The sequence below is a fragment of the Micromonospora sp. ALFpr18c genome (genome assembly GCF_008868155.1).
Taxonomy (GTDB): Bacteria; Actinomycetota; Actinomycetes; order Mycobacteriales; family Micromonosporaceae; genus Micromonospora.
Genome location: NZ_WBKR01000012.1, coordinates 36,981 through 60,280 on the forward strand (window position 1 = coordinate 36,981; position 23,300 = coordinate 60,280).

23 protein-coding genes are annotated in these 23,300 nt (G+C 71.2%); 17 read left to right on the forward strand and 6 right to left on the reverse strand.

What is annotated here, in order from left to right; all coding sequences use genetic code 11:
* Positions 1 to 176 precede the first annotated feature (176 nt).
* Entirely contained in the window at positions 177 to 1,595 is a 1,419-nt protein-coding gene (locus tag F8271_RS04570; RefSeq protein ID WP_151488382.1) for an FAD-dependent oxidoreductase, read from the forward strand.
* On the opposite strand, the gene F8271_RS34080 is transcribed toward F8271_RS04570, so the two are convergent.
* Positions 1,578 to 1,943, reverse strand: coding sequence for a leucine-rich repeat domain-containing protein (locus tag F8271_RS34080; RefSeq protein WP_225854160.1), 366 nt, complete (start codon positions 1,941 to 1,943; stop codon positions 1,578 to 1,580). The genes F8271_RS04570 and F8271_RS34080 overlap by 18 nt on opposite strands.
* The gene (locus F8271_RS32190; RefSeq protein WP_192580139.1) at positions 1,916 to 2,053 is read right to left on the reverse strand and encodes a hypothetical protein; all 138 of its coding nucleotides are present in this window, start codon (positions 2,051 to 2,053) and stop codon (positions 1,916 to 1,918) included. Before F8271_RS32190 ends, F8271_RS34080 begins: the two co-directional genes overlap by 28 nt.
* Before the next feature lie 152 nt (positions 2,054 to 2,205).
* On the opposite strand from F8271_RS32190, the gene F8271_RS04580 reads away from it, so the two are divergent.
* Positions 2,206 to 3,243 carry an aminotransferase class V-fold PLP-dependent enzyme gene (locus F8271_RS04580; RefSeq protein WP_151488384.1) on the forward strand — a complete coding sequence of 346 codons (1,038 nt, stop codon included), beginning with the start codon at positions 2,206 to 2,208 and terminating at the stop codon, positions 3,241 to 3,243.
* A gap of 6 nt (positions 3,244 to 3,249) precedes the next feature.
* Here F8271_RS04580 and F8271_RS04585 read toward each other — a convergent pair whose 3' ends face one another.
* The gene (locus tag F8271_RS04585; protein WP_151488385.1) at positions 3,250 to 4,422 is read right to left on the reverse strand and encodes an acyl-CoA dehydrogenase family protein; all 1,173 of its coding nucleotides are present in this window, start codon (positions 4,420 to 4,422) and stop codon (positions 3,250 to 3,252) included.
* Positions 4,423 to 4,519: 97 nt separating this feature from the next.
* Between F8271_RS04585 and F8271_RS04590 the strand changes: the two genes are divergently transcribed.
* The 7 genes from F8271_RS04590 to F8271_RS04620 all read left to right on the forward strand — a co-directional run bounded on the left by F8271_RS04590 (position 4,520) and on the right by F8271_RS04620 (position 11,740).
* Complete coding sequence (locus tag F8271_RS04590) at positions 4,520 to 5,176, forward strand: TetR/AcrR family transcriptional regulator C-terminal domain-containing protein (protein WP_151488386.1); 657 nt, start codon at positions 4,520 to 4,522, stop codon at positions 5,174 to 5,176.
* Between the two features lie 77 nt (positions 5,177 to 5,253).
* Positions 5,254 to 6,708: an aldehyde dehydrogenase family protein gene (locus F8271_RS04595; protein ID WP_151488387.1), complete on the forward strand. Its 1,455-nt coding sequence runs from the start codon at positions 5,254 to 5,256 to the stop codon at positions 6,706 to 6,708.
* Positions 6,705 to 7,880 carry a zinc-binding dehydrogenase gene (locus F8271_RS04600; RefSeq protein ID WP_225854161.1) on the forward strand — a complete coding sequence of 392 codons (1,176 nt, stop codon included), beginning with the start codon at positions 6,705 to 6,707 and terminating at the stop codon, positions 7,878 to 7,880. The genes F8271_RS04595 and F8271_RS04600 overlap by 4 nt, the downstream gene beginning before the upstream one ends.
* Before the next feature lie 145 nt (positions 7,881 to 8,025).
* Positions 8,026 to 8,391, forward strand: coding sequence for a PadR family transcriptional regulator (locus tag F8271_RS04605; protein ID WP_151488388.1), 366 nt, complete (start codon positions 8,026 to 8,028; stop codon positions 8,389 to 8,391).
* Positions 8,388 to 9,764 carry a permease prefix domain 1-containing protein gene (locus tag F8271_RS04610; RefSeq protein ID WP_151488389.1) on the forward strand — a complete coding sequence of 459 codons (1,377 nt, stop codon included), beginning with the start codon at positions 8,388 to 8,390 and terminating at the stop codon, positions 9,762 to 9,764. Before F8271_RS04605 ends, F8271_RS04610 begins: the two co-directional genes overlap by 4 nt.
* A gap of 151 nt (positions 9,765 to 9,915) precedes the next feature.
* Positions 9,916 to 10,479, forward strand: coding sequence for a TetR/AcrR family transcriptional regulator (locus F8271_RS04615; protein ID WP_151488390.1), 564 nt, complete (start codon positions 9,916 to 9,918; stop codon positions 10,477 to 10,479).
* Entirely contained in the window at positions 10,472 to 11,740 is a 1,269-nt protein-coding gene (locus tag F8271_RS04620) for an NAD(P)/FAD-dependent oxidoreductase (RefSeq protein WP_151488403.1), read from the forward strand. The genes F8271_RS04615 and F8271_RS04620 overlap by 8 nt, the downstream gene beginning before the upstream one ends.
* Before the next feature lie 12 nt (positions 11,741 to 11,752).
* Here F8271_RS04620 and F8271_RS04625 read toward each other — a convergent pair whose 3' ends face one another.
* Entirely contained in the window at positions 11,753 to 12,610 is an 858-nt protein-coding gene (locus F8271_RS04625; RefSeq protein WP_151488391.1) for an SPFH domain-containing protein, read from the reverse strand.
* Between the two features lie 224 nt (positions 12,611 to 12,834).
* Between F8271_RS04625 and F8271_RS04630 the strand changes: the two genes are divergently transcribed.
* From F8271_RS04630 to F8271_RS04665, 8 genes are all read left to right on the forward strand, one after another.
* Entirely contained in the window at positions 12,835 to 13,596 is a 762-nt protein-coding gene (locus F8271_RS04630) for an ABC transporter ATP-binding protein (protein ID WP_151488392.1), read from the forward strand.
* On the forward strand, positions 13,583 to 14,275 hold the full coding sequence (locus F8271_RS04635; RefSeq protein WP_151488393.1) for an ABC transporter ATP-binding protein: 693 nt from the start codon (positions 13,583 to 13,585) through the stop codon (positions 14,273 to 14,275). The genes F8271_RS04630 and F8271_RS04635 overlap by 14 nt, the downstream gene beginning before the upstream one ends.
* Before the next feature lie 51 nt (positions 14,276 to 14,326).
* The gene (locus F8271_RS04640) at positions 14,327 to 15,577 is read left to right on the forward strand and encodes an ABC transporter substrate-binding protein (protein WP_192580140.1); all 1,251 of its coding nucleotides are present in this window, start codon (positions 14,327 to 14,329) and stop codon (positions 15,575 to 15,577) included.
* A complete protein-coding gene (locus F8271_RS04645; protein ID WP_151488395.1) occupies positions 15,574 to 16,455 on the forward strand; it encodes a branched-chain amino acid ABC transporter permease in 882 nt (293 codons plus the stop codon). The genes F8271_RS04640 and F8271_RS04645 overlap by 4 nt, the downstream gene beginning before the upstream one ends.
* Positions 16,452 to 17,465 (forward strand): branched-chain amino acid ABC transporter permease, encoded by a 1,014-nt coding sequence (locus F8271_RS04650; protein ID WP_151488396.1) that lies wholly within the window; start codon positions 16,452 to 16,454, stop codon positions 17,463 to 17,465. The genes F8271_RS04645 and F8271_RS04650 overlap by 4 nt, the downstream gene beginning before the upstream one ends.
* A gap of 76 nt (positions 17,466 to 17,541) precedes the next feature.
* A complete protein-coding gene (locus F8271_RS04655; protein WP_225854162.1) occupies positions 17,542 to 18,165 on the forward strand; it encodes a transcriptional regulator in 624 nt (207 codons plus the stop codon).
* Positions 18,166 to 18,307: 142 nt separating this feature from the next.
* On the forward strand, positions 18,308 to 19,876 hold the full coding sequence (locus F8271_RS04660) for an MFS transporter (RefSeq protein WP_151488397.1): 1,569 nt from the start codon (positions 18,308 to 18,310) through the stop codon (positions 19,874 to 19,876).
* A gap of 11 nt (positions 19,877 to 19,887) precedes the next feature.
* Complete coding sequence (locus tag F8271_RS04665) at positions 19,888 to 20,496, forward strand: TetR/AcrR family transcriptional regulator (protein WP_151488398.1); 609 nt, start codon at positions 19,888 to 19,890, stop codon at positions 20,494 to 20,496.
* Between the two features lie 23 nt (positions 20,497 to 20,519).
* Here F8271_RS04665 and F8271_RS04670 read toward each other — a convergent pair whose 3' ends face one another.
* Both F8271_RS04670 and F8271_RS04675 read right to left on the reverse strand, forming a co-directional pair.
* The gene (locus F8271_RS04670; RefSeq protein WP_151488399.1) at positions 20,520 to 22,439 is read right to left on the reverse strand and encodes a helix-turn-helix domain-containing protein; all 1,920 of its coding nucleotides are present in this window, start codon (positions 22,437 to 22,439) and stop codon (positions 20,520 to 20,522) included.
* Positions 22,440 to 22,453: 14 nt separating this feature from the next.
* Positions 22,454 to 23,236 carry a 3-hydroxybutyrate dehydrogenase gene (locus F8271_RS04675; RefSeq protein WP_151488400.1) on the reverse strand — a complete coding sequence of 261 codons (783 nt, stop codon included), beginning with the start codon at positions 23,234 to 23,236 and terminating at the stop codon, positions 22,454 to 22,456.
* Between the last annotated feature and the right edge of the window lie 64 nt (positions 23,237 to 23,300).

Below are 23,300 nucleotides of genomic sequence, written 5' to 3' on the forward strand. Positions count from 1 at the left end.
ACTTTATTTTAAGTTTATTCCCAGCTGGAATGCGGGTTTCCGGCCATGATTGAGGGAACTGTTGACAGGCGGCATCCACGAATCGAATAATTCCCCTGCATTGCTGCGGGCCGCACTCGGTATTCCGCGGCGCTCGACTCCTGATTCCTAGTCTTGCCAGAAGGGGAGATCGGTAGATGACCAAATACCGCAGTTCACCGCAGCTTTCGAGGCGGAGTGTTCTCGCGTCGGCGGGTGCCGGTGCGGCGGCGGCGCTGTTGGGCGCTGCTGGGCGGCCCGGGGTCGCCGAAGCCGCCTTGCCCGGCCGTGCCGGGACGCGGGTCGTGGTGATCGGCGGTGGGATCGCCGGGGTCGCCGCCGCCTGGCTGATGGATGGGAACTGCAATGTGACGCTGCTGGAGGCGGCGTCCACGCTGGGTGGTCACAACGCCACCGTCCAGCTCGACGTCGACGGCCGTCAGGTGGCCGTCGATCTCGGCGCGCAGTTCTTCGGGCCAGCCTCACACCCGATCTATCACAAACTCGTGACGTCGGTTCTGCAGTTGCCGACCGTACCGAACGCCTTGTACAACACCGTCGCGCAGTATGGGGTGCCCACCCCGGTCATGGTCTCACCCTCGGCCGGGCGTCCGATCACCGACGTGCTGCCCTACCTGCCCGGGCTGCAGGCCATCGGCGTGGTCATGGCCGGGGCAATGGACCTGGAAACCCGCCAAGACTGGGATACCACCGTCGCCGACTTCGTCGAGGCATTGGCCATCGATGAAACTCTGAAACAGAACCTTGTTTATCCGTTTGTGGCGTCCTTGAATGGCGCGTCGATCACCCAGGTCAAGGCCTTCTCGGCGCGCGCCGCGTTGGCGCTCGGGGTCCGCCCGCTTGTCGGCGACGGTGCCGAGCAACGGACGGAGTACGTCAACGCACGGGACGGTCTGCAAGCCGTCATCGCGGCGCTCGCCGGTGAGTTCACCACCGTGACCGCGCTGACCAACTCGGCGGCCGTGGGGCTCGGTCGGGACGGCGGGCTGTACCGGGTCGTCGATGCGGTGGGTCGGGTGTACGTCGCGGAGCACGTGGTGCTGGCGCTGCCACCGGAGCCGGCGGCGACGCTTGTTGCTCAGCTGCCCGGTGCCGATCCGCTCGTTCGGGCCTACCGTCGCTTCGGGTACATGCCGGCGCGTATCGCCGTGCACCGGGACCCCATCTACATGCCGGCCGCGTCCGCGGACTGGTCGTCGTTCAACATCCTGCGAGACGGCGACTACGCAGAGGCGTCGATCGCCTACCAGCAACTGCGCGGCGACGTCACCCTCTACAAGAGTTGGGCGCTCAACCGCCGGCAGGAGCCGACGCAACTGCTGGCGGAGACGACCTTCCGCCACCCCGTGATCACGCCGGACTTCATCCGGGCGCAGTCCGTGCTGCACGACAGCAACGGCCGCGATGGGCTCTGGTTCGCTGGCAGTCACGTTCTCGACGTGGACAGCCAGGAGAGCGCCCTCGTCACCGCTATCCGGGTGGCCGCCAAGCTGTCTCCGCTCTCAGCGAACCGCCGCCGGCTGGGCACGTTGCCGCCATCACCGGTGATCCCCTGACCATCCGCCGAACCTCGCGTCCTGGTCGGGCAGGGTGCCCCTGAGGGGCTGCGGCGCGTGCGTGGCCGCGGCCCCACACCCGGGCGCGACTTCGACCTGGCCGGCAGGCGGATGGTCTTCGTCGACCCGTCCGACGGCCCTGCTGCGGGACACCCCGGGCAGCTGTGGTCGGCCCAGCGCGGTGAGGGAGGTCCAGGCGGCGACGGCGTCCGGTAACGCGCTGAGCCTGTTGTCATTCAGGTCGAGGGATCTGAGCGAGGTCCAGGCAATGACGGTGTCTGGCAGGGTGTCCAGGTTGTTGTCGGACAGGTCGAGGGCACTCACGCGAGCCGAGCCGGACTCTCGCACAGCAGCTCGGCAAGATCGCCGCTGGTAAGGCCGAGGCCGCCGAGCTTGACATGCCCGTTGGTAGCGGCAGCTGTGCGGTGCCTGGCCTCGACAAGCGCGCCGTCGTCCATGCCGAAGCAGCGTAGTCCCTTGTGCACAGTCGGTATCACCGACCGGGGCGGCCCCGCTGCCTCCGGGCCGCGACCGGGAAGACCCGCTGGCAGGCCGCCGACCGCCGATTGGCCGTGGCTGACCCGCGCTGACCAGGCATAGCGTCGGTGGCATGGAGATCGCACAGGCGCAGCAGTTGTGGAAGCCGGAGCCCGGCTGGTTGAACACCGCCTCCTACGGGTTGCCGCCCGAGCCGGCCTGGACGGCGTTGCAGGAATCCCTCGCCCAGTGGCGTGTCGGCAGCACCTCCTGGGAGGGCTGGGGCGACTCGGTGCAGCGGGCCCGTACCGCGTTCGCCGGCCTGATCGGGGTGCCCGACGTCGACGTGGCGGTCGGGGCGACGGTCTCCCAGATGCTCGCGCCGGTGGCGGCGTCGCTGCCGGCCGGCGCCACCGTGGTCGTTCCGGAGGTCGAGTTCACCTCGAACCTGTTCCCGTGGTTGGTGCAGCAGGAGCGGGGGGTGACCGTCCGCACCGTGCCGGCGGACCGGCTGGCCGACGCCGTCGACGCCGACACGGACGTGGTCGCGTTCAGCCTGGTGCAGTCGTCCGACGGATCCGTCGCCGGGTACGACGAGATCGTGGCCGCAGCCCGCGCGCACGACGCGCTGGTGGTGGTGGACGCGACCCAGGCGTGCGGGTGGCTGCCGTTCGACGGCGGCCGGGCCGACGTGGTGGCCGTGGGCGGCTACAAGTGGCTGATGAACCCGCGCGGCACCGCGTACGCCTATCTCGCCCCCGCGCTGCGCGAGCATCTGCGTCCGGACGCGGCCGGCTGGTTCGCCGGCCAGGACCCGCACGCCTCCTACTACGGCCTGCCGTTGCGGTTGGCCGACGATGCCCGCCGGTTCGACATCTCGCCGGCCTGGTTCAGTTGGGTGGGCGCGGCCCCGGCCATGGAGTTGGTCGCCGAGATCGGCGTGCCGGCGGTCCAGGCGCACGACGTGGCGTTGGCCAACCGGTTCCTGACCGGCCTGGGTCGGCCGGCGGGGGACAGCGCCATCGTCACCGTCGACGTGCCGGACGCCGAGCAGCGCCTCGCGGCGGCCGGCATCCGGGCGGCGGTCCGGGCCGGCCGGGTCCGCGCCTCGTTCCACCTCTACTCCACCGAGGCGGACGTGGACGCCGCACTGGAGGCGCTGACGGGGTGACCCGGCTCAGGCCAGGTGACCGCCGATCTTCGTGTACCCGCGCAGCAGGTCCCGAGAGATGATCAGGCGCTGCATCTCGTCGGTGCCCTCGAAGATCCGGTACAGCCGGACCTGCCGATACCAGCGTTCGATGGGCAGCTCGCGGGTGTAGCCCATGCCGCCGTGGATCTGGAGCACCCGGTCGACCACCCGGTTGACCATCCCGGCGCCGTAGAGCTTGCCCATCGACGAGGCGTGCCGGGGGTCCAGGCCCTGATCGACCGTCCACGCCGAGCGCAGCACCAGCCAGCGCGCCGCCTCCAGTTCGGTCTCCGAGTCGGCGATCATCCACTGGATGGCCTGGTTGGTGCCGATCTTCGCGCCGAAGGTCTCCCGGGTGTTGGCGTAGTCGATCGCCATCTGCAGCACCCGCTCGGCGATGCCGATGGCGTGTGACGGGATGGTGTAGCGACCCTTGCCGATCCACTCCATGCCGAGGGTGAAGCCCTGCCCGATCTCGCCGAGGATGTTGCGGTGCGGCACGCGTACCCCCTCGAAGATGAGCGACGCGGGCCCGCCCTCGCCCATGGTCTGGATGAACTCCGAGCGCCAGCCCATCGCCCGGTCCACCAGGAACGCGGTGGCGCCGCCGTTGCGGGCGCCCTTCTCCCGGTCGGTCACCGCCACCACGATGGCGAAGTCGGCATCGTGCCCGCCGGTGATGAAGGTCTTCTCACCGTCGAGGACCCAGTCGTCGCCGTCGCGCCGGGCCGACAGCCGGATGTTCGCCGCGTCCGACCCGGCGCCCGGTTCGGTGATGGCGAAGCAGGAACGCCGCTCACCCTCGATCGTCGGGATGAGGAACTCCCGCTTCTGCTCCTCCGTGGCGTGGAACAGGATGTTGTCCGCCTCGCCGCCGAAGCGGAACGGCACGAACGTGCGGCCCAGCTCCGTCCAGATCAACGACTGGAGGACGGCCGGCAGGTTCATGCCGCCGTACTCCTCGGGGGTGGCCAGGCCCCAGAAGCCGAACTTGCGGGCCTTGAGTTGCAGCTCGCGCAGCTCGGAGTGGTCCAGGCCGGGCTGGTGCGCCCGTTCCCGGCGGAGCACCTCCGCCTCCAACGGCATCACCTCGCGGCTGATGAACGACCGGACGGTGTCCCGTACCGCCCGCTCCTCGTCGGTGAGCGAAAAGTCCACGGTGGTCCTCCTGGCGTCGGCGCTCCCGGTCACCCTTAAACTAGCGGTGTAAGTTTTGCCGCGTCCAGACCCGGCCGCCGCGACCGCGAGGAGCGCAGTGCCCCGACCCCGTCAGCCCCGGCTCACCCGGCAGCTCATCGTCGAGACCGCCACCGCGCTCATCGACGCCGAGGGCATGCCGGCGTTCTCCACCCGCCGGCTCGCCGCCGAGCTGGGCGTGCGGGGGCCCTCGCTCTACAACCACTTCGCCACCAAGGACGAGATCCTCGACGCGGTCGCCGACACTGTCACCGGCGCCGTCGACACCAGCGGCTTCGCCGGCCGGGACTGGGTCGCGGCACTGCGCGACTGGGCCTGGTCGTACCGGCGGGCGCTCACCGCGCACCCGAACATCGTGCCGTACCTGGCGCAGGGCCCCGGTCGCCGACCGGCCGCCCTCGCCATGGCCGACGCGGTCTACGGCGGCCTCGTCCGCGCCGGCTGGCCGCCCGCGCGGGCCACCCACATCGGCGCGGCACTGCGCTACTTCGTGGCCGGGTCGGCGCTCGGCTCGTTCGCCCGCGGCTTCGTCGAGGACCCCGAGCTGTACGCGGCGCACTACCCGCACCTGCGTCAGGCGCACCGGCTCGCCGAACACCAGCAGAGCGTCGACGAGGGCGCCTTCGCCCTCGGCCTGGACGCCCTGCTGCACGGACTGGCCGCCGAGTACGCCCGCACCGTCGACCCGGTGGAGTCCGGCCGGCCCAGCGGGTAGCGTCCAAACTCCCAGCGCTAGTTTCACCGCCGCCGCCAACCCCGCCGTCGCCATCGCCCCACCCCCGAAGGGACGCCATGGACCTCGCCGCCCCGCCGTCGCAGCTGCCCGACGCCCTGCGCCTCAGGCGCCACCTGCACATCGGCGGCGAGTGGGCCTCTCCCGCCGGCACCGACGTGACCGACGTGGAAGCCCCGAGCACCGGCGAGCTGATCGGGCAGGTGCCCGCCGGCACGGCAGCCGATGTGGACCGTGCCGTGGCGGCCGCCCGCGCCGCGTTCCCGGCCTGGGCCGCCACCGCGCCCGCCGAACGCGCCGCGCACCTCGACCGGCTGCACGCCGCGCTCGCCGCGCGGGCCGACGACCTCGCCCGCACCATCGCCGTCGAGCTGGGCGCCCCGCTGAAGCTCGCCACCCGGGTGCAGGTCGGGCTGCCACTGACCGTGCTGCGCGACCACGTCACGCTCGCCGCCCGCCCAGCGGTCGAGGAGAGCATCGGCAACTCCCTCGTGGTCCGCGAGCCGATCGGCGTGGTCGGCGCGATCACCCCGTGGAACTACCCGCTGCACCAGGTGATGGCGAAGCTCGCGCCCGCGCTGGCCGCCGGCTGCACGGTGGTGCTCAAGCCCAGCGAGCTGACCCCGTTGACCGCGTACCTGCTCTTCGACGCGGTCACCGAGGCGGGCCTGCCACCGGGTGTGCTCAACCTGGTCCCCGGCACCGGGCCGGTGGTCGGCGAGGCCCTGGCCGGGCATCCCGACGTCGACCTGGTCTCGTTCACCGGTAGCACCGCCACCGGCTCGCGGATCATGCGTCTCGCCGCCGACCGGATCGCCCGGGTGTCCCTGGAGCTGGGCGGCAAGTCCGCCAACCTGATCCTGCCCGACGCCGACCTGGCCACCGCCGTCAAGGTGGGCGTCGGCAACGCCCTGCTCAACTCCGGGCAGACCTGCACGGCGTGGACCCGGATGCTGGTGCACCGCGACCGGTACGACGAAGCGCTCGACCTGATCGCCACGGCGGTGGCCGGCTACCGGCTCGGCGACCCGTTCGACCCGGCCACCCGGCTCGGCCCGCTGGTCTCGGCGGCCCAGGCCGAGCGGGTCCGCGGCCACATCGACCGGGCCCTGGCCGACGGCGCCCGGCTGGTCACCGGCGGCCCCGACGCACCCGTGCCGGCCCGGGGCCACTTCGTCGCCCCGACCGTCTTCGCCGACGTGCACCCGGACAGCGCGCTCGCCCAGGAGGAGGTGTTCGGCCCGGTGCTCGCCGTCCTCCCGTTCACCGACACCGACGAGGCGGTCGCCATCGCCAACAACTCGCGCTACGGGCTGGCCGGCGCGGTCTGGTCCGCCGACACCGACGCGGCGCTCGCGGTGGCGCGGCGGCTGCGTACCGGCGCCGTCGACATCAACGGCGCACCGTTCAACCCGCTCGCCCCGTTCGGCGGTTACAAGCAGTCCGGCCTCGGCCGCGAGTTGGGTGTGCACGGCCTCGCCGAGTTCTCCGAGCTGAAGGCGATCCAGCGATGACCGGCCCCGAGCTGTCCCGGGCCATGCCGGCGGGCCGCGCCGAGCTGTCACCGGCCGTGCCGGCGGGCGACAGCGAGCCGGCGGCCGCGCCGGTCACCGTCCGCGCGCTCGTCGCGCGCGGGTCCGGTGCCGAGTTGCGGGTCGAGCGGGTACGCCTGCCCGCGCCCGGTCCCGGCGAGGTGCGGGTGACGATCCGCGCCGCCGGCGTGTGCCATTCGGATCTGTCCATGGTGAACGGGACCATCGCCGCGAGGTTCCCGTTGGTGCTCGGGCACGAGGCGACCGGCGTGATCGCCGAGACCGGCCCTGGCAGCAGCCTGGCGGTCGGCACCCCGGTGGTGCTCAACTGGGCGCCGGCCTGCCGGGCCTGCTGGTGGTGCCGACGCGGCGAGCCGTGGCTCTGCGCCGACACCGCGGCCCCGACCGTGCCGCGCGGCGAGACCGACGACGGCGTACCGCTGCACCTGACCCTCGGCCTCGGCGCGCTCGCCGAGGCGGTGGTGGTGCCCGAGCGTGCCGTCATCCCCGTGCCCGCCGGGCTGCCGCCCGAGCGCGCCGCGCTGCTCGGCTGCGCGGTGCTCACCGGCGTCGGCGCGGTCCGTAACACCGCACGGGTGGCGCCCGGCGAGTCGGTGGCGGTCGTCGGCCTCGGTGGGGTCGGCCTCGCCGTGCTGACCGCCGCCCGTCGGGCCGGCGCCACGACGATCCTGGCCATCGACGTCGCCGAGGCGAAACGGGAGCTGGCCCTCGCCGCCGGCGCGACCGACTTCCTGCTCTCCGACGACCGGCTCTCCAAGGAGGTCCGGGCGCGCACCGAGGGTCGGGGCGTCGACCACGCCTTCGAGTGCGTCGGCCGCGCCGCCACCATCCGCGCCGCCTGGCGGCTGACCCGGCGCGGGGGAGCGGTGATCGTGGTCGGCATGGGCGCGAAGGACGACATGGTCAGCCTCGGCGCGCTCGACATCTTCCACTCCGCCCGTACGCTGCGCTCCTCGGTGTACGGCTCGTCCGACCCGGACCGGGAGGTGCCGGCGCTGGCTGCCGAACTGTCCGACGGTGTGCTGGATCTGCGTGTGCTGGTCAGCGGCACGATCTCGTTGGACGAGGCACCCATGGCGTTCGACCGGCTGGCCCGGGGTGAGGGCGCTCGCTGGGTGGTCACCCTGAGCTGAGTCGAACAGGTTCGTGATCGACTGAGTTGCGCTCGCCGGCACGTCCCGCTCCGCTCCGGGGCCGGGTGATCAGTCCGTTGCGGCCCTCGCATACCTAGCAGTACTATGCATCATGCTTCTAGGGTTTAGGGCGGGGTGAGGCCCCATGAGGGTCGCTAAGGATCTGGTGGCCGCCTCGGCGACACCGATGGTGCTCGGCATCCTGACCGAGGGCGAGAGCTACGGCTACGCCATCCTCCGGCGGATCAACGAGCTGTCGGGGGGTGAGCTGAGCTGGACCGAAGGGCTGCTGTACCCATTGCTGCACCGGCTCGAGCGCCTGGGTCACGTGGAGTCGAGCTGGCAGGCGGTCGCCGGCGAGCGGAAGCGCAAGTACTACCGCATCACCGACACGGGCCGGGCTGAGCTGGCCGAGCAGCGCCGGCAGTGGGCCACCGTCGTGGGCGCGCTCAAGGAGATCTGGCATGACCGTGCGCCGCTGACGGTGAACCCGCTGGAGGGTCTGGCATGACGGCGCACGACGGACCCGAGGAATTGGAAGCGCAGTTCGCGCAGTGGCGCCAGTACGTGCTTCGCCGTAGGGAGCTGCAATCGCCGGACGCCGACGAACTCGAAGATCACCTTCGTGGCTCGGTGGACGAGCTCGTCGCAGCAGGGCTGAGCCCGGACGAGGCCTTCCTGGTCGCGGTCAAGAGGATGGGCAGCCTCGACGAACTCTCCCGCGAGTTCGCCCGCGAGCATTCGGAACGGCTATGGAAGCAACTGGTGCTGACCGGGGACGCGGACAACCCGGTCGCCGCCACGCGCTCGCGGCGGGACCTGTGGGCCATGCTCGCCTGCGCGGCGGGCGCGGTGGCGTCCGTCAAGGTGCCAGCGCTGTTCGGGCTGACCTTCGACGACGACGGCTCGTTCTACGCGCGGAACTTCACCCTGTTCGCGCTGCCCTGGCTGGCGGCGTTCCTGGCCTGGCGGCGTGGAGCCCGACGGCCGATGATCGCGACGTTGGCGGCGCTGTTCGCTCTCGGCGTCGTGGCCGCCAACGTCTACCCGCTGGCAGACGACTCCCAGTCCATTGTCGTCACCAGCCTCCACCTTCCCATCGCCCTGTGGCTCGTGGTCGGTCTGGCCTACGTCGCCGACGACTGGCGCTCCTCCCGTCGTCGCATGGACTTCATCCGCTTCACCGGCGAATGGTTCATCTACGTCGTCCTCATGGGGCTCGGCGGCGGCGTCCTCTCCGCGCTCCTGTTCAACACCTTCGACGCCATCGGCGTCGATGCGGAGGAGTTCATCTCGCAATGGCTCCTGCCCTGCGGCGCCGCGGCCGCGGTCGTCGTGGCCGGGTGGCTCGTCGAAGCCAAGCAGAGTGTCGTCGAGAACATCGCGCCGGTCCTCACGCGCCTGTTCACCCCGCTCTTCACGGCCGCCCTCGTCGCGTTCCTCGTGGCCGTCGTCTGGACCAGCCACGGCATCGACGTCGAGCGCGAAGCGCTGATCCTGTTCGACGTCCTGCTGGTCGTGGTGCTGGGGCTGCTGCTTTACTCGCTCTCGGCCCGCGATCCGCTGGCCCCGCCCGGGCTGTTCGACAAACTCCAACTCGCGCTCGTGGTCAGCGCGTTGGCCATCGACGTGCTGGTCCTAATGGAGATCACCGGGCGTATCACCGACGAGTACGGCAGCACGCCCAACCGGGCGGCCGCGCTCGGCGAGAACGTCATTTTGCTCGTCAACCTCGCCTGGTCGGCGTGGCTCCTGCTGACCTTCATCCGCCGGCGTACGCCGTTCGCGTCGCTCGAACGGTGGCAGACCAGCTACCTGCCGGTGTACGCCGCGTGGGCCTGGATCGTGGTTCTCGTCTTTCCCCCACTGTTCACCTACGCCTAGGCGTAGCGCTCCTCGGTCCACGGGTCGTCCGACCCGGGACCGGGGAGCGCCGGCGCTGGCTGCCACATTGGGGTTCATCAACCACCTGGTTGACAGTTCGTCGCACCGATGCTGAACTATCAACCAACCACTTGGTTGGGGATGGTGGGGGATGACTGAACAGCTCGACCGCCGACAGGCGCTGGTCCAAGCGGCATTTTCGGCGATCGCCGAGGGTGGCTTCGAAGGGTTCCGGCTGCGACCGATCGCTGCCGCGGCCGGCATCGATCACTCCACCCTGCACCACTACTTCCGCACCAAGGCCGACCTGATCGCCGCAGTGCTCGAGCACGTGACCACACAATTCGAGGCGACGATGCACAACGACCTGGACCCCGCCGCCCGATTGCGGCAGCACCTCAGCGAGATCGCCACCGCCGTCGCGGAACGACCCGAGCTGTTCATCGTGCTCGACGAGCTCGATCTTCGCGCTCGACGTGACGAGTCCACCGGGCTCGCCATCGAGCGCGACGAACAGGGGTGGCGCGACGCACTCGCGGCGATCTTCACCGAAGGCGTCGCGCGGCACGTCTGGTCGGTGAACCTCGACGTCGCTGCCAGCGTCGAGCTGGTGATCGCCACCGTCAAAGGCATTCGCCTGCGTCCCGACAGGGCCGAGTCGGTCGTCAACCAACTGTGCGATCTCTTCGCACCAGAGGGAGCCACCCATGATTGACGTGCTGATCATCGGCGGTGGGATCGGCGGCCTCGCTCTCGCCCAGGGTCTGCGGAGACACGGCATCGCCGTCACCGTGTACGAGCGTGACCGGCACCGCGACGAGCGGGTGGACCGCTACCGGCTCGCCATCAACCCGGCGGGGAGCCGGTCGCTGCGTGCCTGCCTGCCCGACCGGCACTGGCAGGCGTTCACGGACACCGCGGGCCGACCCGGCGGCGGTTTCGGATTCCTGGGCACCGACCTGCGCACGCTCGTCCTCGTCGAGGACGCGGTCATGTATCCCGCCGATCCCGACCCCGCCGGGCGGGCCTACCCGGTTGACCGTCAGACGCTGCGCGGCGTTCTCCTCGACGGACTCGACGACGCCGTGCACTACGACAAGGCGTTCGAACGCTACGAGCTCACCGCTGACGGACGCCCCACCGCGCACTTCACCGACGGAACGTCCGCCAGCGGCGACGTCCTGGTCGGCGCCGACGGGATCAATTCTCGGGTACGCGCGCAGTACCTGCCGGCGGCCACCCAGCGGGATGCCGGTGCGGTGGGCGTCGGGCTCAAGTTGCCGCTGAACGACGACACCCGAGCCTGGTTGCCCGCCCGGCTGGCGGAGGGCATGAACCTCGTCCTGACCGGTGCGCCGCACTTCCTGTTCACCTCCGTGTTCGAACGGCAGGAGCCGACGGGGGACGACTATCTGCTGTGCGCGTTCGTCGCCCGCAACGACCTGTTCGCCTCGCGCCCGGAGCGCCTCGACGGCCAACGGCTGAAGGCGTACGTCGCCGAGCTGATCACGGACTGGCACCCCGCGCTACGCCAGATGGTCGACGAGTGTCCACCGCACGAGGTGAGCGCGTTTCCGTTCCAGGCGTCCGACCGTCCCGCACCCTGGGCGCCCTCGCGGGTCACCGTGCTCGGTGACGCCGTGCACGGCATGCCACCGGCCGGCGGTAACGGCGCCAACACCGCACTGCGCGACGCCGCCCTGCTCACCCGCCAGTTGTCTCTGGCCGACGGCGGGCACCTGCCGCTGTTGGACGCGATCGGCGACTACGAGACCGAGATGCGCGAGTACGGATTCCACGCCGTCGAACTGGCCATGAGGACCCTGCGGCAGGGCCTGACGAGCAACCCGGTGACCGTGGGTCTGACCCGTGGCTGGTTCAGCCTCTGCGGCATCGCGGCACCGCTGCGCCGGATGACCTTCGGCGCGAGCTGGGCCGAGATCAGTGCTCCCCGCCGGTGGGAGCGCTCCGCCTGACGAGCGCTTGCCTCACTTGCCGGTGACGATGCCGGGGTTGATGCAGAGCCCCGGGTTGGCCCCGTTCTTCTCGGCGATCTCCAGGCAGCGGGTCACCTTGTCGACCTTCGCGTTGGTCTCGGTGATCTGCTTGGAGATCTCGGCGTTCTTGCGGTCCTGCTCCAGGTTGCGGGTCTGCGCCAGCTTGTCCTGGAACGCCTTGATGTTGCCCTCGGTCTTGTCGTCGTGGTTCACGCGGGTGATGGTCACCGAGAGGATGTCGACGTCGGTGGCGAGCCGGGTCTCCGCGCTGGTCTTGATGTTGGCGGCGAACGGTTTCAGGTCGACGTTGAGATCGCCGGTCTGCGCGTCGATCTTCTCCAGGGGGTTGTACGCGGCGAAGGCGTCGTTGACCGCGCTGTCCAGTTGCACGCCCACCCGCTGGCCCCGGAAGCTGTCGAAGTCTCCCTTGTAGTCCATGAACTGCTTCGGCGCGTTCTCCGGCTTGACCTGCCACTCGATGAGCACCTCGACGCACGCGTCGGCGAGCGTGCCGGTGCGTACCCGTACGCAGGTGTCGCCACCGATGTGGTCGTACTTCTGTCGGCCCGCGTCCCACTCGCCGACCTTCTGCCAGGGGGCCACCCACTTCAGGCCCGAGCCGGTCACCTCGCCGGTGGGCTTGCCGAAGCTGGTCACGATGCCCACCGAGCGGATCGGTACGGAGTGGGCGCTGGAGGTGACACCGACCAGCAGCGTGAGGGCGAGGAAGCCGAGCGCCGCGAGGGCGCCGATCCGCTTCAGGGACCGCGCGGGGGCGACGAGTGCGAGGACGGCGCAGACGACCAGGGCGACGGCGAAGACGATCGCCATGGTGAAGCCGACGGGCATGGGTTGGGGGCCTTTCCTCGGGCTGTCTGGATCATCAAGGTAGAGCGTCCGGTCAAGTCCGCGCCGGCGACAGGTGGTGGCCGCACACGTCTTTACCGGGCTGAATATGGATCGCATCGACATGGCTCGACTCGCGCGACCGGCCGTAGGTTTCCTCCACGCGACGGGCATGTGACCACGGTCACCGGATCGACCGTCGCCGTGACCGTGCGGAGGATGAGGCGATGGCCGGGCAAGCGCTCCTGTCGGCCCGCGGGCTGACCCGGGACTTCCAGGGCTTCCGGGCGGTCGACGACGTCGACCTCGACGTCGCGCCGGACAGCGTGCACGCGCTGGTCGGCCCCAACGGTGCCGGCAAGACCACCCTGTTCAACCTGCTCACCGGGTTCCTCGCACCCAGCGGCGGGCGGATCGAACTGGCCGGGCGGGACGTCACCGGGCTGCCCCCGGAGCAGGTGGCACGGCTCGGCGTGGCCCGCTCGTTCCAAATCACCAGCCTCTTCCCGCAACTGTCCGCACGGGAACACGTGGCGCTGGCGTTGCAGTCGCCGAGCGGGCTGGGCTGGCGGTTCTGGCGCTCGGCGAAGCTGATGGGCCGCTACACCGAGCGGGCCGACGAGCTGCTGGCCATGGTGGGGCTGGCCGACCTGGCGGAGGCCCCCTCCGCAGCCCTCGCGTACGGCCGCAAGCGGGCCCTGGAGCTGGCCGTCGCGTTGGCGTTGGACCCGAAGGTGCTGCTGCTCGACGAGCCGACCGCCGGCATGGGGCTGGAGGACGTCGACCGCACCGTCGAGCTGATCAGCCGCGTCCGCGAGGGCCGGACCGTGGTGATGGTGGAGCACAACATGAGCGTGGTCGGCCGTCTCGCCGACACCGTCACCGTGCTGCAGGCCGGCAGGGTCCTCGTCGAGGGCCCGTACGAGCAGGTTCGCGCCGACGAGCGTGTGATCACCGCCTACCTGGGAGCCGCCGATGCTGCGCATTGAGAATCTGTCCGCCTTCTACGGTGAGGCGCAGGTGCTGCGGGACGTCAGCCTCCAGGTGTCCGCCGGCGAGGTGGTCACCCTGGTCGGGCGCAACGGCGCCGGCAAGTCCACCCTGCTGCGCTGCGTGATGGGGCTGCATCCCGGTCAGCGCGGCACGGTGGAGTTGGACGGGCGCGACATCGGCAGGTTGCCGGCCCACAAACGGGCCCGCCTCGGGTTGGGTTGGGTGCCCGACGACCGGGGCAGCTACGCCACGCTGACCGTCACCGAGAACCTCACGCTGCCGCCGACCGTCGGCCCGGACCCGTGGTCGCTGCAGCGGGTGTACGACGCGTTCCCGGCCCTCTACACCCGGCGGGACTCGGCGGCCACCATGCTCTCCGGCGGCGAGCAGCAGATGCTCGCGCTGGCCCGGGTGCTGCGGATGGGCGCCCGGCTGCTGCTCTGCGACGAGCCCACCGAGGGGCTGTCGCCACTGCTGGTGCAGCAGGTCGGCGACCTGCTGCGCGAGGCCAAGCAGCACGGGGTGACCGTGCTGCTGGTCGAACAGAACCTGCACTTCGCCACCGGTGTCGCCGACCGGCACTACCTGCTGGCCGAGGGACGTGTCGCCGAGGCGATGGACAACTCCGAGGTGCGCTCGCGTGAGCGCGAACTGCTCGCGTACCTCGGGATCTGATTTCTCTCAACGACGATCCGCGCGACGACGCGTGGGATGGATGGAGTGGGCATGCGCAGGACGGTGGGTGTGGCCGCGGCGTCGGCCGCGGTGGTGCTGGTCGCCGGTTGCGGCGGCGGTGGCCCCCAGTCGGGCGGCGAGGGGAAACTGACCGGCGACAAGATCGTGCTGGGCGTGCTCAACGACCAGTCCGGGGCGTACTCGGAGTTGTCCGGTAAGAACTCGGTGACGGCGGTGGAGATGGCCATCGCCGACTTCACCGCGAAGTACGGCGACAAGGCGGTGACCAAGGACATCACCGTGGAGACCGCCGACCACCAGAACAAGCCGGACGTGGCGAACTCCAAGGCCCAGGAGATGTACGACCGTAAGGGCGTCGACCTGATCCTCGACGTGCCCACCTCGTCGGCGGCGCTGAAGGTCGCCGACGTGGCGAAGGAGAAGAAGAAGCTCTACTTCAACATCGGCGCGGCGACCACCGACCTGACCGGCAAGAGCTGCAACAGGTACACCTTCCACTACGCGTACGACACGTACATGCTGGCCAACGGCACGGGGAAGACCACCACCGAGCAGATCGGCAAGAACTGGTACATCCTGTACCCGAACTACGCCTTCGGTCAGGACATGGAGAAGAGCTTCTCCACCGCGATCACGGCGGCCGGCGGCAAGGTCGTCGGCAAGGACGGCGCGCCGTTCCCGAACACCAGCGGCGACTTCTCCACCTTCCTGCTCAAGGCGCCGACGCTGAACCCGAAGCCGGACGTGCTGGGCACCATGCAGGCCGGCGCGGAACTGGTCAACGTGGTCAAGCAGTACAACGAGTTCAAGCTGCGCGACAAGGGCGTCGGCCTGGCGGTGGGGCTGATGTTTCTCACCGACATTCACTCGCTCACCCCGGCGGCGCTGGCCGGCACCACGTACACCGACGCCTGGTACTGGAACTTCGACGCGAAGAACCGGGAGTTCGCCGACCGGTTCCAGCAGAAGGCCGGCACCCGGCCGACGTTCGCGCACGCGGCCAACTACTCGGCGGCGTTGCAGTACCTGGAGGCGGTGCAGGCCGCCGGCACCGACGACGCGGACGCCGTGGTCAAGGGCCTGGAGGGCAAGACGGTCGAGGACGTCTTCCTGCGCAATGGCACGATCCGCGCAGCGGACCACCGGGTGGTGCACGACGCGTACCTGGCCCAGGTGAAGCCGCAGTCCGAGGTCACCGAGCCGTGGGACTACGTGAAGGTGCTCAAGACCATCCCCGCCGCGGAGGCGTTCCGCGCGCCGTCCGCGGACTGCAAGCTATGAGTGGTTTCGCGCAGAACACGTTCAACGGGCTGGTGAGCGGGGCGTTCTACGCCCTGCTCGCCCTCGGGCTCGCGGTCATCTTCGGCATGCTGCGGGTGGTCAACTTCGCGCACGGCGCGTTCTACATGCTTGGCGCCTTCGGGGCGTACGTGCTGCTCACCGAGGCGGGTGTGCCGTTCTGGGCGGCCCTGGTGATCATGCCGGTGGGGCTGGGTCTGCTCGGCATGGCGCTCGAACGGGCCGTGATCCACCGGCTGACCAAGCTGGATCCGCTCTACAACTTCCTGCTCACCTTCGGCCTGACGCTGATCCTGCAGGACCTCGTGAAGCTGCGCTACGGCGTGCAGTCCAGCCCGTACGCCACCCCGTCGGGCTTGAGTGGGACGGTGAACTTCGGGTTGTTCGACTTCCCGACCTACCGGGTGTTCATCCTCGGCTTCGCGGTGCTGCTCTGCGTCGCGGTGTGGTGGGTGCTCACCCGCACCCGGATCGGCATGGTGGTCCGCGCGTCCACCGAGCGGCCGGATCTGACCCGCGCGTTCGGCATCGACGTCGGGCGCTGGGTCACCCCGGTCTTCGGCTTCGGCATCGGGCTGGCCGGCCTGGCCGGGGTGCTGGCCGCGCCGATGCGCGCGGTCAACCCGCTGATGGGCGCCGACCTGATCATCGTGGTCTTCGCGGTGGTGGTGATCGGTGGGCTGGGCTCGATCTTCGGTTCGGTCGCCGCCGGCTTCGGCATCGGCCTGGTGCAGGCGTGGGGCGAGGCGTACCTGTCGCACTTCCCGATCGTGTCGCAGACGATCGTCTTCATCGTGATGGCCGGTGTGCTGCTCTGGCGTCCGGCCGGGCTGTTCGGCCGGGAGGAGGCGCCGGCATGACCAGTACCGTGGACACGCCCGCCGACGCGTCCCGCCCGGCCCCGCCGTCCGGGCTGGTCGCCGTCGCCCGCGCCCCCGGCTGGGTGCGCTACGCGCTGCTCGCCGTCGGGCTGGCCGTCGCGGCGTGGCTGCCCAACGGCCTCTACCCGGCGGTGGCGGTGGACATCCTCTGCTGGGCGTTGTTCGCCGTGGCGGTGGACCTGCTGCTGGGCTTCACCGGGTTGATGTCGTTCGGGCACGCCGCGTTCTGGGGCACCTCGGCGTACGTCACCGGGTTGGTGGCCATCCACGCCGGCCTGCCGTTCCCGCTCGCCGTGCTGGCCGGGGCGCTCGCCGCGGCCGTCCTCGCCGTGCCGATCGGGTACCTGGCGGTCAAGCGGACCGGCATCTACTTCGCGATGGTGACCCTGGCCTTCGCGCAGATGGTCTACTACGTCGCCAACGAGTGGCGGTCGGTCACGCAGGGCGAGAACGGGCTGCAGGGCGTGCCCCGCGAGTTCTTCGGCGCCGATCTCACCGACGACTACTACTTCTACTACGCGATCCTGCCGATCGTGCTGCTCGGGCTGGCCGCGGCCTGGCGGATCGTGCACTCGCCGTTCGGCCGGGTGCTGGTCGGCATCCGGGACAACCCGGCCCGGGCCCGGGCACTGGGCTATCCGGTGCACCGCTACAAGCTGACCGCGTTCGTCCTCTCCGGTTTCATCGCCGGCCTCGGCGGTGGGCTGTTCGCGGTCGGCCACCGCTTCGTCTCGCTGGACGTGCTGCACTGGACCACCTCCGGCAAGGCCGTCATCGTGGTGGTGCTCGGTGGGATCGGCACCCTCTGGGGCGGGGTGCTCGGCGCCGCCATCGTCGTGCGCCTGGAGGACTGGTTGTCGTTCTCCGGGTTCGAGGCGATCGGCCTGGTCACCGGCGGCATCTTCGTCCTCGTGGTGGTGCTGTTCCGGCGCGGCATCTGGGGCAGCGCCGCCACGCTGGCGCAGCGGCTGGCGGCCCGCCGCTGGTAAATCCGGCGCGGGCGCATCCGCCGCGCGCCGTCGGAGCGAACCCCCGGGTAGAGACCGTCTACCCGGGGGTACGTCTGTGCTGACCGATCCGATGCCGGCCGAGGCCGTGGAGACCGCGCACAAGCGGGTCCGCCTGGCGGCCGAGGACCTGGACGGTAACCGTGTCGCCACGCTGATGCTGGAACTGGCCGACGAGTGGGGCGTGCCGGCCGTGTGGGAGCGGGTCTGCCAACCGCTGCTGGGCCGGCTGTCCGGGCGTAGCGCCACCGAGATCGCCATCGAGCGCGCCCTGTGCGAGGGCGTCCGGGTCGGATTGGACGTGCACCGCCGGGAGCCGGGCCGGTCGCTGCCCACCGGCGGGGTCCTGCTCGCCGGCGCCGAGATGGAGGCGCACGCTCTCGGCCTGCACGCGCTCGCCGCGGCGCTGCGGGAGCAGGGACGCGGCTGTCTGCACCTCGGCCCCGCGCTGCCCTGGTCGGCGTTGGCCAGCGCGGTGCGCAGGGCCCGGCCGCACACCGTCGTGCTCTGGTCGCAGACGCCGGTCACCGGCCGCGCGTACCGCCTGGTGCGGTTCGCCCGGGACTTTCCGTCCCTGCGGGTGTACGGCGCCGGGCCGGGCTGGATCGAGCCGCTCGGCGTTCCGGCGAGCCACCTGGGCACGCTGCCGGCCGCCGTCGACGCCTGCCTGGCCGCCCGCTGAACCCGCCGTACGGGGAGTGACGCCCACCACATGCGATACGGATCGGTTCCGTATCGTTAATGCCGCCCGTAGTCTGTTCGCAGTTACGAGTCTGGCCCGTCTCGAATTCTGTGGCGGGTGAAACCGGGGGGGAGAACCGGGCATGGAACTGCACGACAACACGGGACACCCGAGGAGGTGGGCGATCCTGGGGGTGCTGGTGATCAGCCTCCTCGTGGTCGTCCTCGACAACACGATCCTCAACGTCGCCCTACGCACCCTGGCCGACCCGGTGCACGGCCTCGGTGCCAGCCAGGGCGAGCTGGAGTGGTCCATCAACTCCTACACGCTGGTCTTCGCCGGACTGCTGTTCACCTTCGGGGTGCTCGGCGACCGCGCCGGCCGCAAGCGCTTCCTGATGATCGGGCTGGCGCTGTTCGGCCTGGCGTCACTGCTCTCCGCGTACGCCGACAGCCCCGCGCAGCTCATCGCGGCCCGCGCCCTGATGGGGGTCGGCGGCGCGGCCATCATGCCGGTGACGCTCTCGATCATCTCCAACGTGTTCGACCCGCGCGAGCGCGGCCGGGCCATCGGCGTCTGGGCCGGAGCGGTCGGCCTGGCCGTGGCGATCGGCCCGATCCTCGGCGGCACGCTGCTGGAGCACTTCTGGTGGGGCTCGGTCTTCCTGATCAACGTCCCGGTGGTCGTCGCCGGCGTGGTCCTGGTGGCACTGCTGGTCCCCGAGTCGCGTGACCCGCGCCCCGGCCGCGTCGACCTGCTCGGCGTCCTGCTCTCCGTGGTCGGCCTGGTGGCTCTCTCCTACGGCATCATCGACGGTGGTGAGCACGGCTTCGACCGTCCGGTGGCCTGGGGCTCGATCCTGGTGGGCATCGCGGTGCTGGCCTGGTTCGTGCGGCACGAGCTCCGCTCCGACCACCCGTCGCTGGACGTCCGGCTGTTCAAGGTGCCGCGCTTCGCCGCGCCGGTGGCGATCGTCGGCCTGGTGTTCTTCGCCGCGATGGGCGTGATGTTCTTCAGCTCGTTCTACCTGCAGCTGGTGCGCGACTACAGCCCGCTGCAGACCGGCCTGCTCTTCCTGCCCTTCGCCGGCGCCCAGCTGATCTTCGCGCCGCGCAGCGCCGCGATGGTCCGCCGCCACGGCGGTCGGGCGGTCGCCGCCGTCGGGCTGGGGCTGACCGTGGTGGCGCTGGCCGCGTTCGCCTTCATCGGCGCGTCCACCCCGATCTGGGTCGTGCTCGTCGTCTTCTTCATCCAGGGCGTCGGAATGGCCAACATCATGCCGCCGGCCACTGAGTCGATCATGTCGGCGCTGCCCCGCGAGAAGGCCGGCGTGGGCTCCGCGGTGAGCAACACCGTCCGCCAGGTGGCCGGCGCGCTCGGCGTGGCGGTCCTCGGCTCGGTGCTCTCCGCGGTCTACCGCAGTGACATCGGCGACGCGCTGACCGGCCTGCCCGCACAGGCTCGTGACGCGGCCGACGAGTCCATCTCCGGGGCGTACGCGGCGGCCGGGCAGCTCGGTCCGGCGGCGCCGACGCTGATCTCGGCGGCCAACGACGCCTTCGTCACCGCCATGCACTGGGCGGCGGCCCTGTCCGCGGTGGTCGCGGCGCTCGGGATGCTGGTGGTGCTGCGGTGGATGCCGGGTCGCGAGGCCCTGGCTCCGGCTTCGGCGGCACCCGCCACCGAGCCCGAGTTGGCCGGCACGGCCTAGGTTCGGCGACAATGTCGGACATGACGTCCACTGCCGACGCTCCGCGGTCGCCCGGGCGACCGCGGAGCGTCCGCGCCGATGAGGCGATCATCGAGGCCACCCTCGACCTGCTCGCCGAGGGCAGCACCATCGAGGCGCTCTCGATCGAGGCGATCGCCGCCCGCGCCGGAGTCGGCAAGGCCACCATCTACCGCCGCTGGGCCGGTAAGGAAGCACTACTGCTGGACGCGCTGCGCCGGCTCAAGGGCATCATGGCGCAGCCCGAGGGGCACTCGGTCCGCGACGACCTGATCCTGCTGGTCGGCGCGGTCGGCAAGAACGTCGACCCGCGCGCATCCAAGATCATGCCGTGTCTGGTGCCCGAGGTGAACCGCAGTCCGGACCACTTCCGGCTCTACCAGAACATCATCTCCCCGCGTCGGCAGCTGATGCGCGAGGTGCTGCGGCGTGGCGTCGACGAGGGCCTGCTCCGGCCCGACATCGACGTGGAGGTCACCATGGCGCTGCTCACCGGCCCGATGCTGATCCAACGGGTGCTGCAGTGGAACCCGGAGCTGGACGCGAAGACCCTGCCGGCGCAGGTCGTCGACGCCGTCCTGGACGGCATCCGCGCCCGCTGACCGGCCCGCGCCGCCCCGGTGGGTCAGCCCGCCGGGGCGCGCAGGCGGTGCAGGCGCAGCGCCAACTGCACCTCCAGCGCCCGCTCCGGCCGCTGCCAGTCCGCGCCGAGCAGCTGCCCGACCCGCTCCAACCGCTGGGTCACCGTGTTGACGTGCACGTGCAGCTGCTCGGCGGCCCGGGCCAGGCTGCCGCCCACCCCGAAATACGCCTCCAGGGTCTTGACCAGCGCCGTCCCGCGCCGGGCGTCGTAGTCGACCACCGGCCCCACCGTGGCGGTGAGGAACTGGGTCACGTCCTTCTCACCCCGGTCACCCACCGTGCCCAGCAGCAACCCGACGAAGCCCAGCTCCGCGGTGCTCGCCCCCTGACCGGCCCGCCCCAGCGCCCCGAGCGCGGTGAGGCACCGGTCCGCCTCGTGGAACGTGCCGGCCAGCGCCGTCGGCCCGGTGGCCGGTCCGCTCGCACCGGCGGTCACCGGGCGGCCGGTCACCCGGGACAGGTCCCGGGCCACTGCCCGGGCGCTGCCACCGGCGTCCTGGCCGGGCAGCATCAGGACGACCCGACCGTCGCGCGCCGCCGCCAGCCCACCCCGCGCCGAGGCGTACGTGGTGGCCCACGACAGCACCCGCTGCCGGGCCGAGCCCGTCGCCGCGATCGCGTCGTCGTCCACCGCCACCAGCACGTGCGGTGCGTCCAGGTCCACCCCGAGCCGGCGCGCCCGGCTGCGCAACGCGTCGGTGTCGCGCAACGGCCGGGCGATCAGGTCGTCCAACAGCTCGCCGCGGACCCGACCCTCCGCCTCCGCCACGGTCCGCCGGAACAGCAGCAGCAGCGCGGTCACCAGCGCCGCCCGCTCCAGGATCCGCTGGTCGGCGTCGACCAACTCGTCGTCCGGGCGCAGCACCAGGGCACCCAGGTTCTCCGCGCCCGCCACCACCGCCGCGTACCACAGTGGACCGCGGCGCACGCTGCGCCCCTCGGTACGCGAGGCGGCCACCGCCTCGACGATGTCCGTCCGATCCGGCTCGTTGATCTCACCCACCCGGGCCAGCAGCCGCCCCTCGGCGTCCAACGCCAGCAGCGCCCCGCCCAGCACCTCGGTCACCGCGGCGGCCACGTCCTCCACCCCGCCGCCCCGCAGCACCAGCGCGGTCATCCGGTCGTGGGCCGCCGCGGCCCGCTCCACCGAGCTGCTGTGCGCCCGGATGGTGGTGTTCGCCGCCGACAGCTCGGCCAGCGCCGAACGCGTCTCGGCCAGCAACCGGGCGGTGTCGATCGCCACCGCGGCGTGCGCGGCGAGGGACACCAGCAGCGCCACCTCCTCCCGGGCGAACGGTCGGGCGGAGCGGTTGGCCGCGTAGAGCACTCCGATCGAGGTGGACCCGAGCCGCAGCGGCACCCCGAGGATCGCCACCAGGCCCTCCTCGCCGACCCCGGCGTCGATCTCCCCGGTGTGGTGGAAGCGCTCGTCCTCGCCGTAGTTCGCCGTGACGTACGGGGCGCCGGACTGCGCCACCAGACCACCCAGGCCCGCGCCCATCGGCAGCCGCAGCCGCTGGAAGCGGGCCGAGACCGACCCGTCGGTCACCCGCATGTAGGTGTCGCCACGCTCGTCGTCGTTGAGCGTCATGTAGGCCACGTCGGCGCTGAGCAGGTTGCGGGCCCGGTGCACGATCGCCCGCAACACGTCGTCCAGGTCGCGCAGCCCGGCCAGATCGCTGACCGTGTCGTACAGGCCGGACAGCTCGGTCTCCCGGCGGCGGCGGCGCTCCAGCAGCGCGCGGACCCGCAGCGCCACGGCCTTGGCCTGCTCCAGCTCGGCCAGCCGGTCGGCGGACACCCCGGCGGCCCGCGCGGCCACCAACGGTCCCTCGAACTCGACCGGAGCGGCCTCACGGGCGAGCAGCTCCAGGAACTCCACCGGCGACGACATGGTCGACATTGTGCTCGGGCGCACTAGTTGGCCGTCCAGCCCCCGTCGAGGGCGATCGACGCGCCGGTGATGAAGGCCGCCGGCGGCGAACAGAGGTACGCCAGAAGCTCCGCCACCTCGTCCGGCTCGATCAGCCGCTTGATCGCGGCCCGGGCCAGCATGATCTTCTCGACCACCTCGGCCTCGTCGATGCCGTGGCTGGCCGCCTGATCGGCGATCTGGCTCTCCACCAGCGCCGTCCGCACGTACGCCGGGTTGATGCAGTTCGCGGTCACCCCGTGCGCGGCGCCCTCCAACGCCACCACCTTCGACAGCCCCTCCAGGGCGTGCTTGGCCGACACGTACGCCGCCTTGTACGGCGAGGCGCGCAGCCCGTGCACCGAGGAGATGTTGACGATCCGGCCCCAGCCGCGGGCGTACATGTGCGGCAGCGCGCGACGGATCAGCAGGAACGGCGCCTCGACCATCACCCGCTGGATGTACTCGAAGCGTTCGACGGGGAAGTCCTGCAGCGGGGCGACGTGCTGGAGCCCGGCGTTGTTGACCACGATGTCCACGTCCACGTCGAGTCGGTCCACCGCGGCGGGGTCCGCCAGATCCACCCCCTCGGCCCGACCGCCGGCCTCGGCGGCCACCGCCTTGGCCGCATCCAGGTTGCGGTCCACCACGAGCACCTTGGCGCCGGCCGCGCCCAGCCGCAGCGCGCACGCCCGCCCGATGCCGCTGCCGCCCCCGGTGACCAGGGCGGTGCGACCGGCGAGGTCGACCTGTACGACGTGGGGGACCGCCACGGGTTCTGCCGTCATGGCGCAAGAAGTTACGAGCTGTGTGCTCTCCGGCACATGGGCCGGCGACACATACTCCGTACCA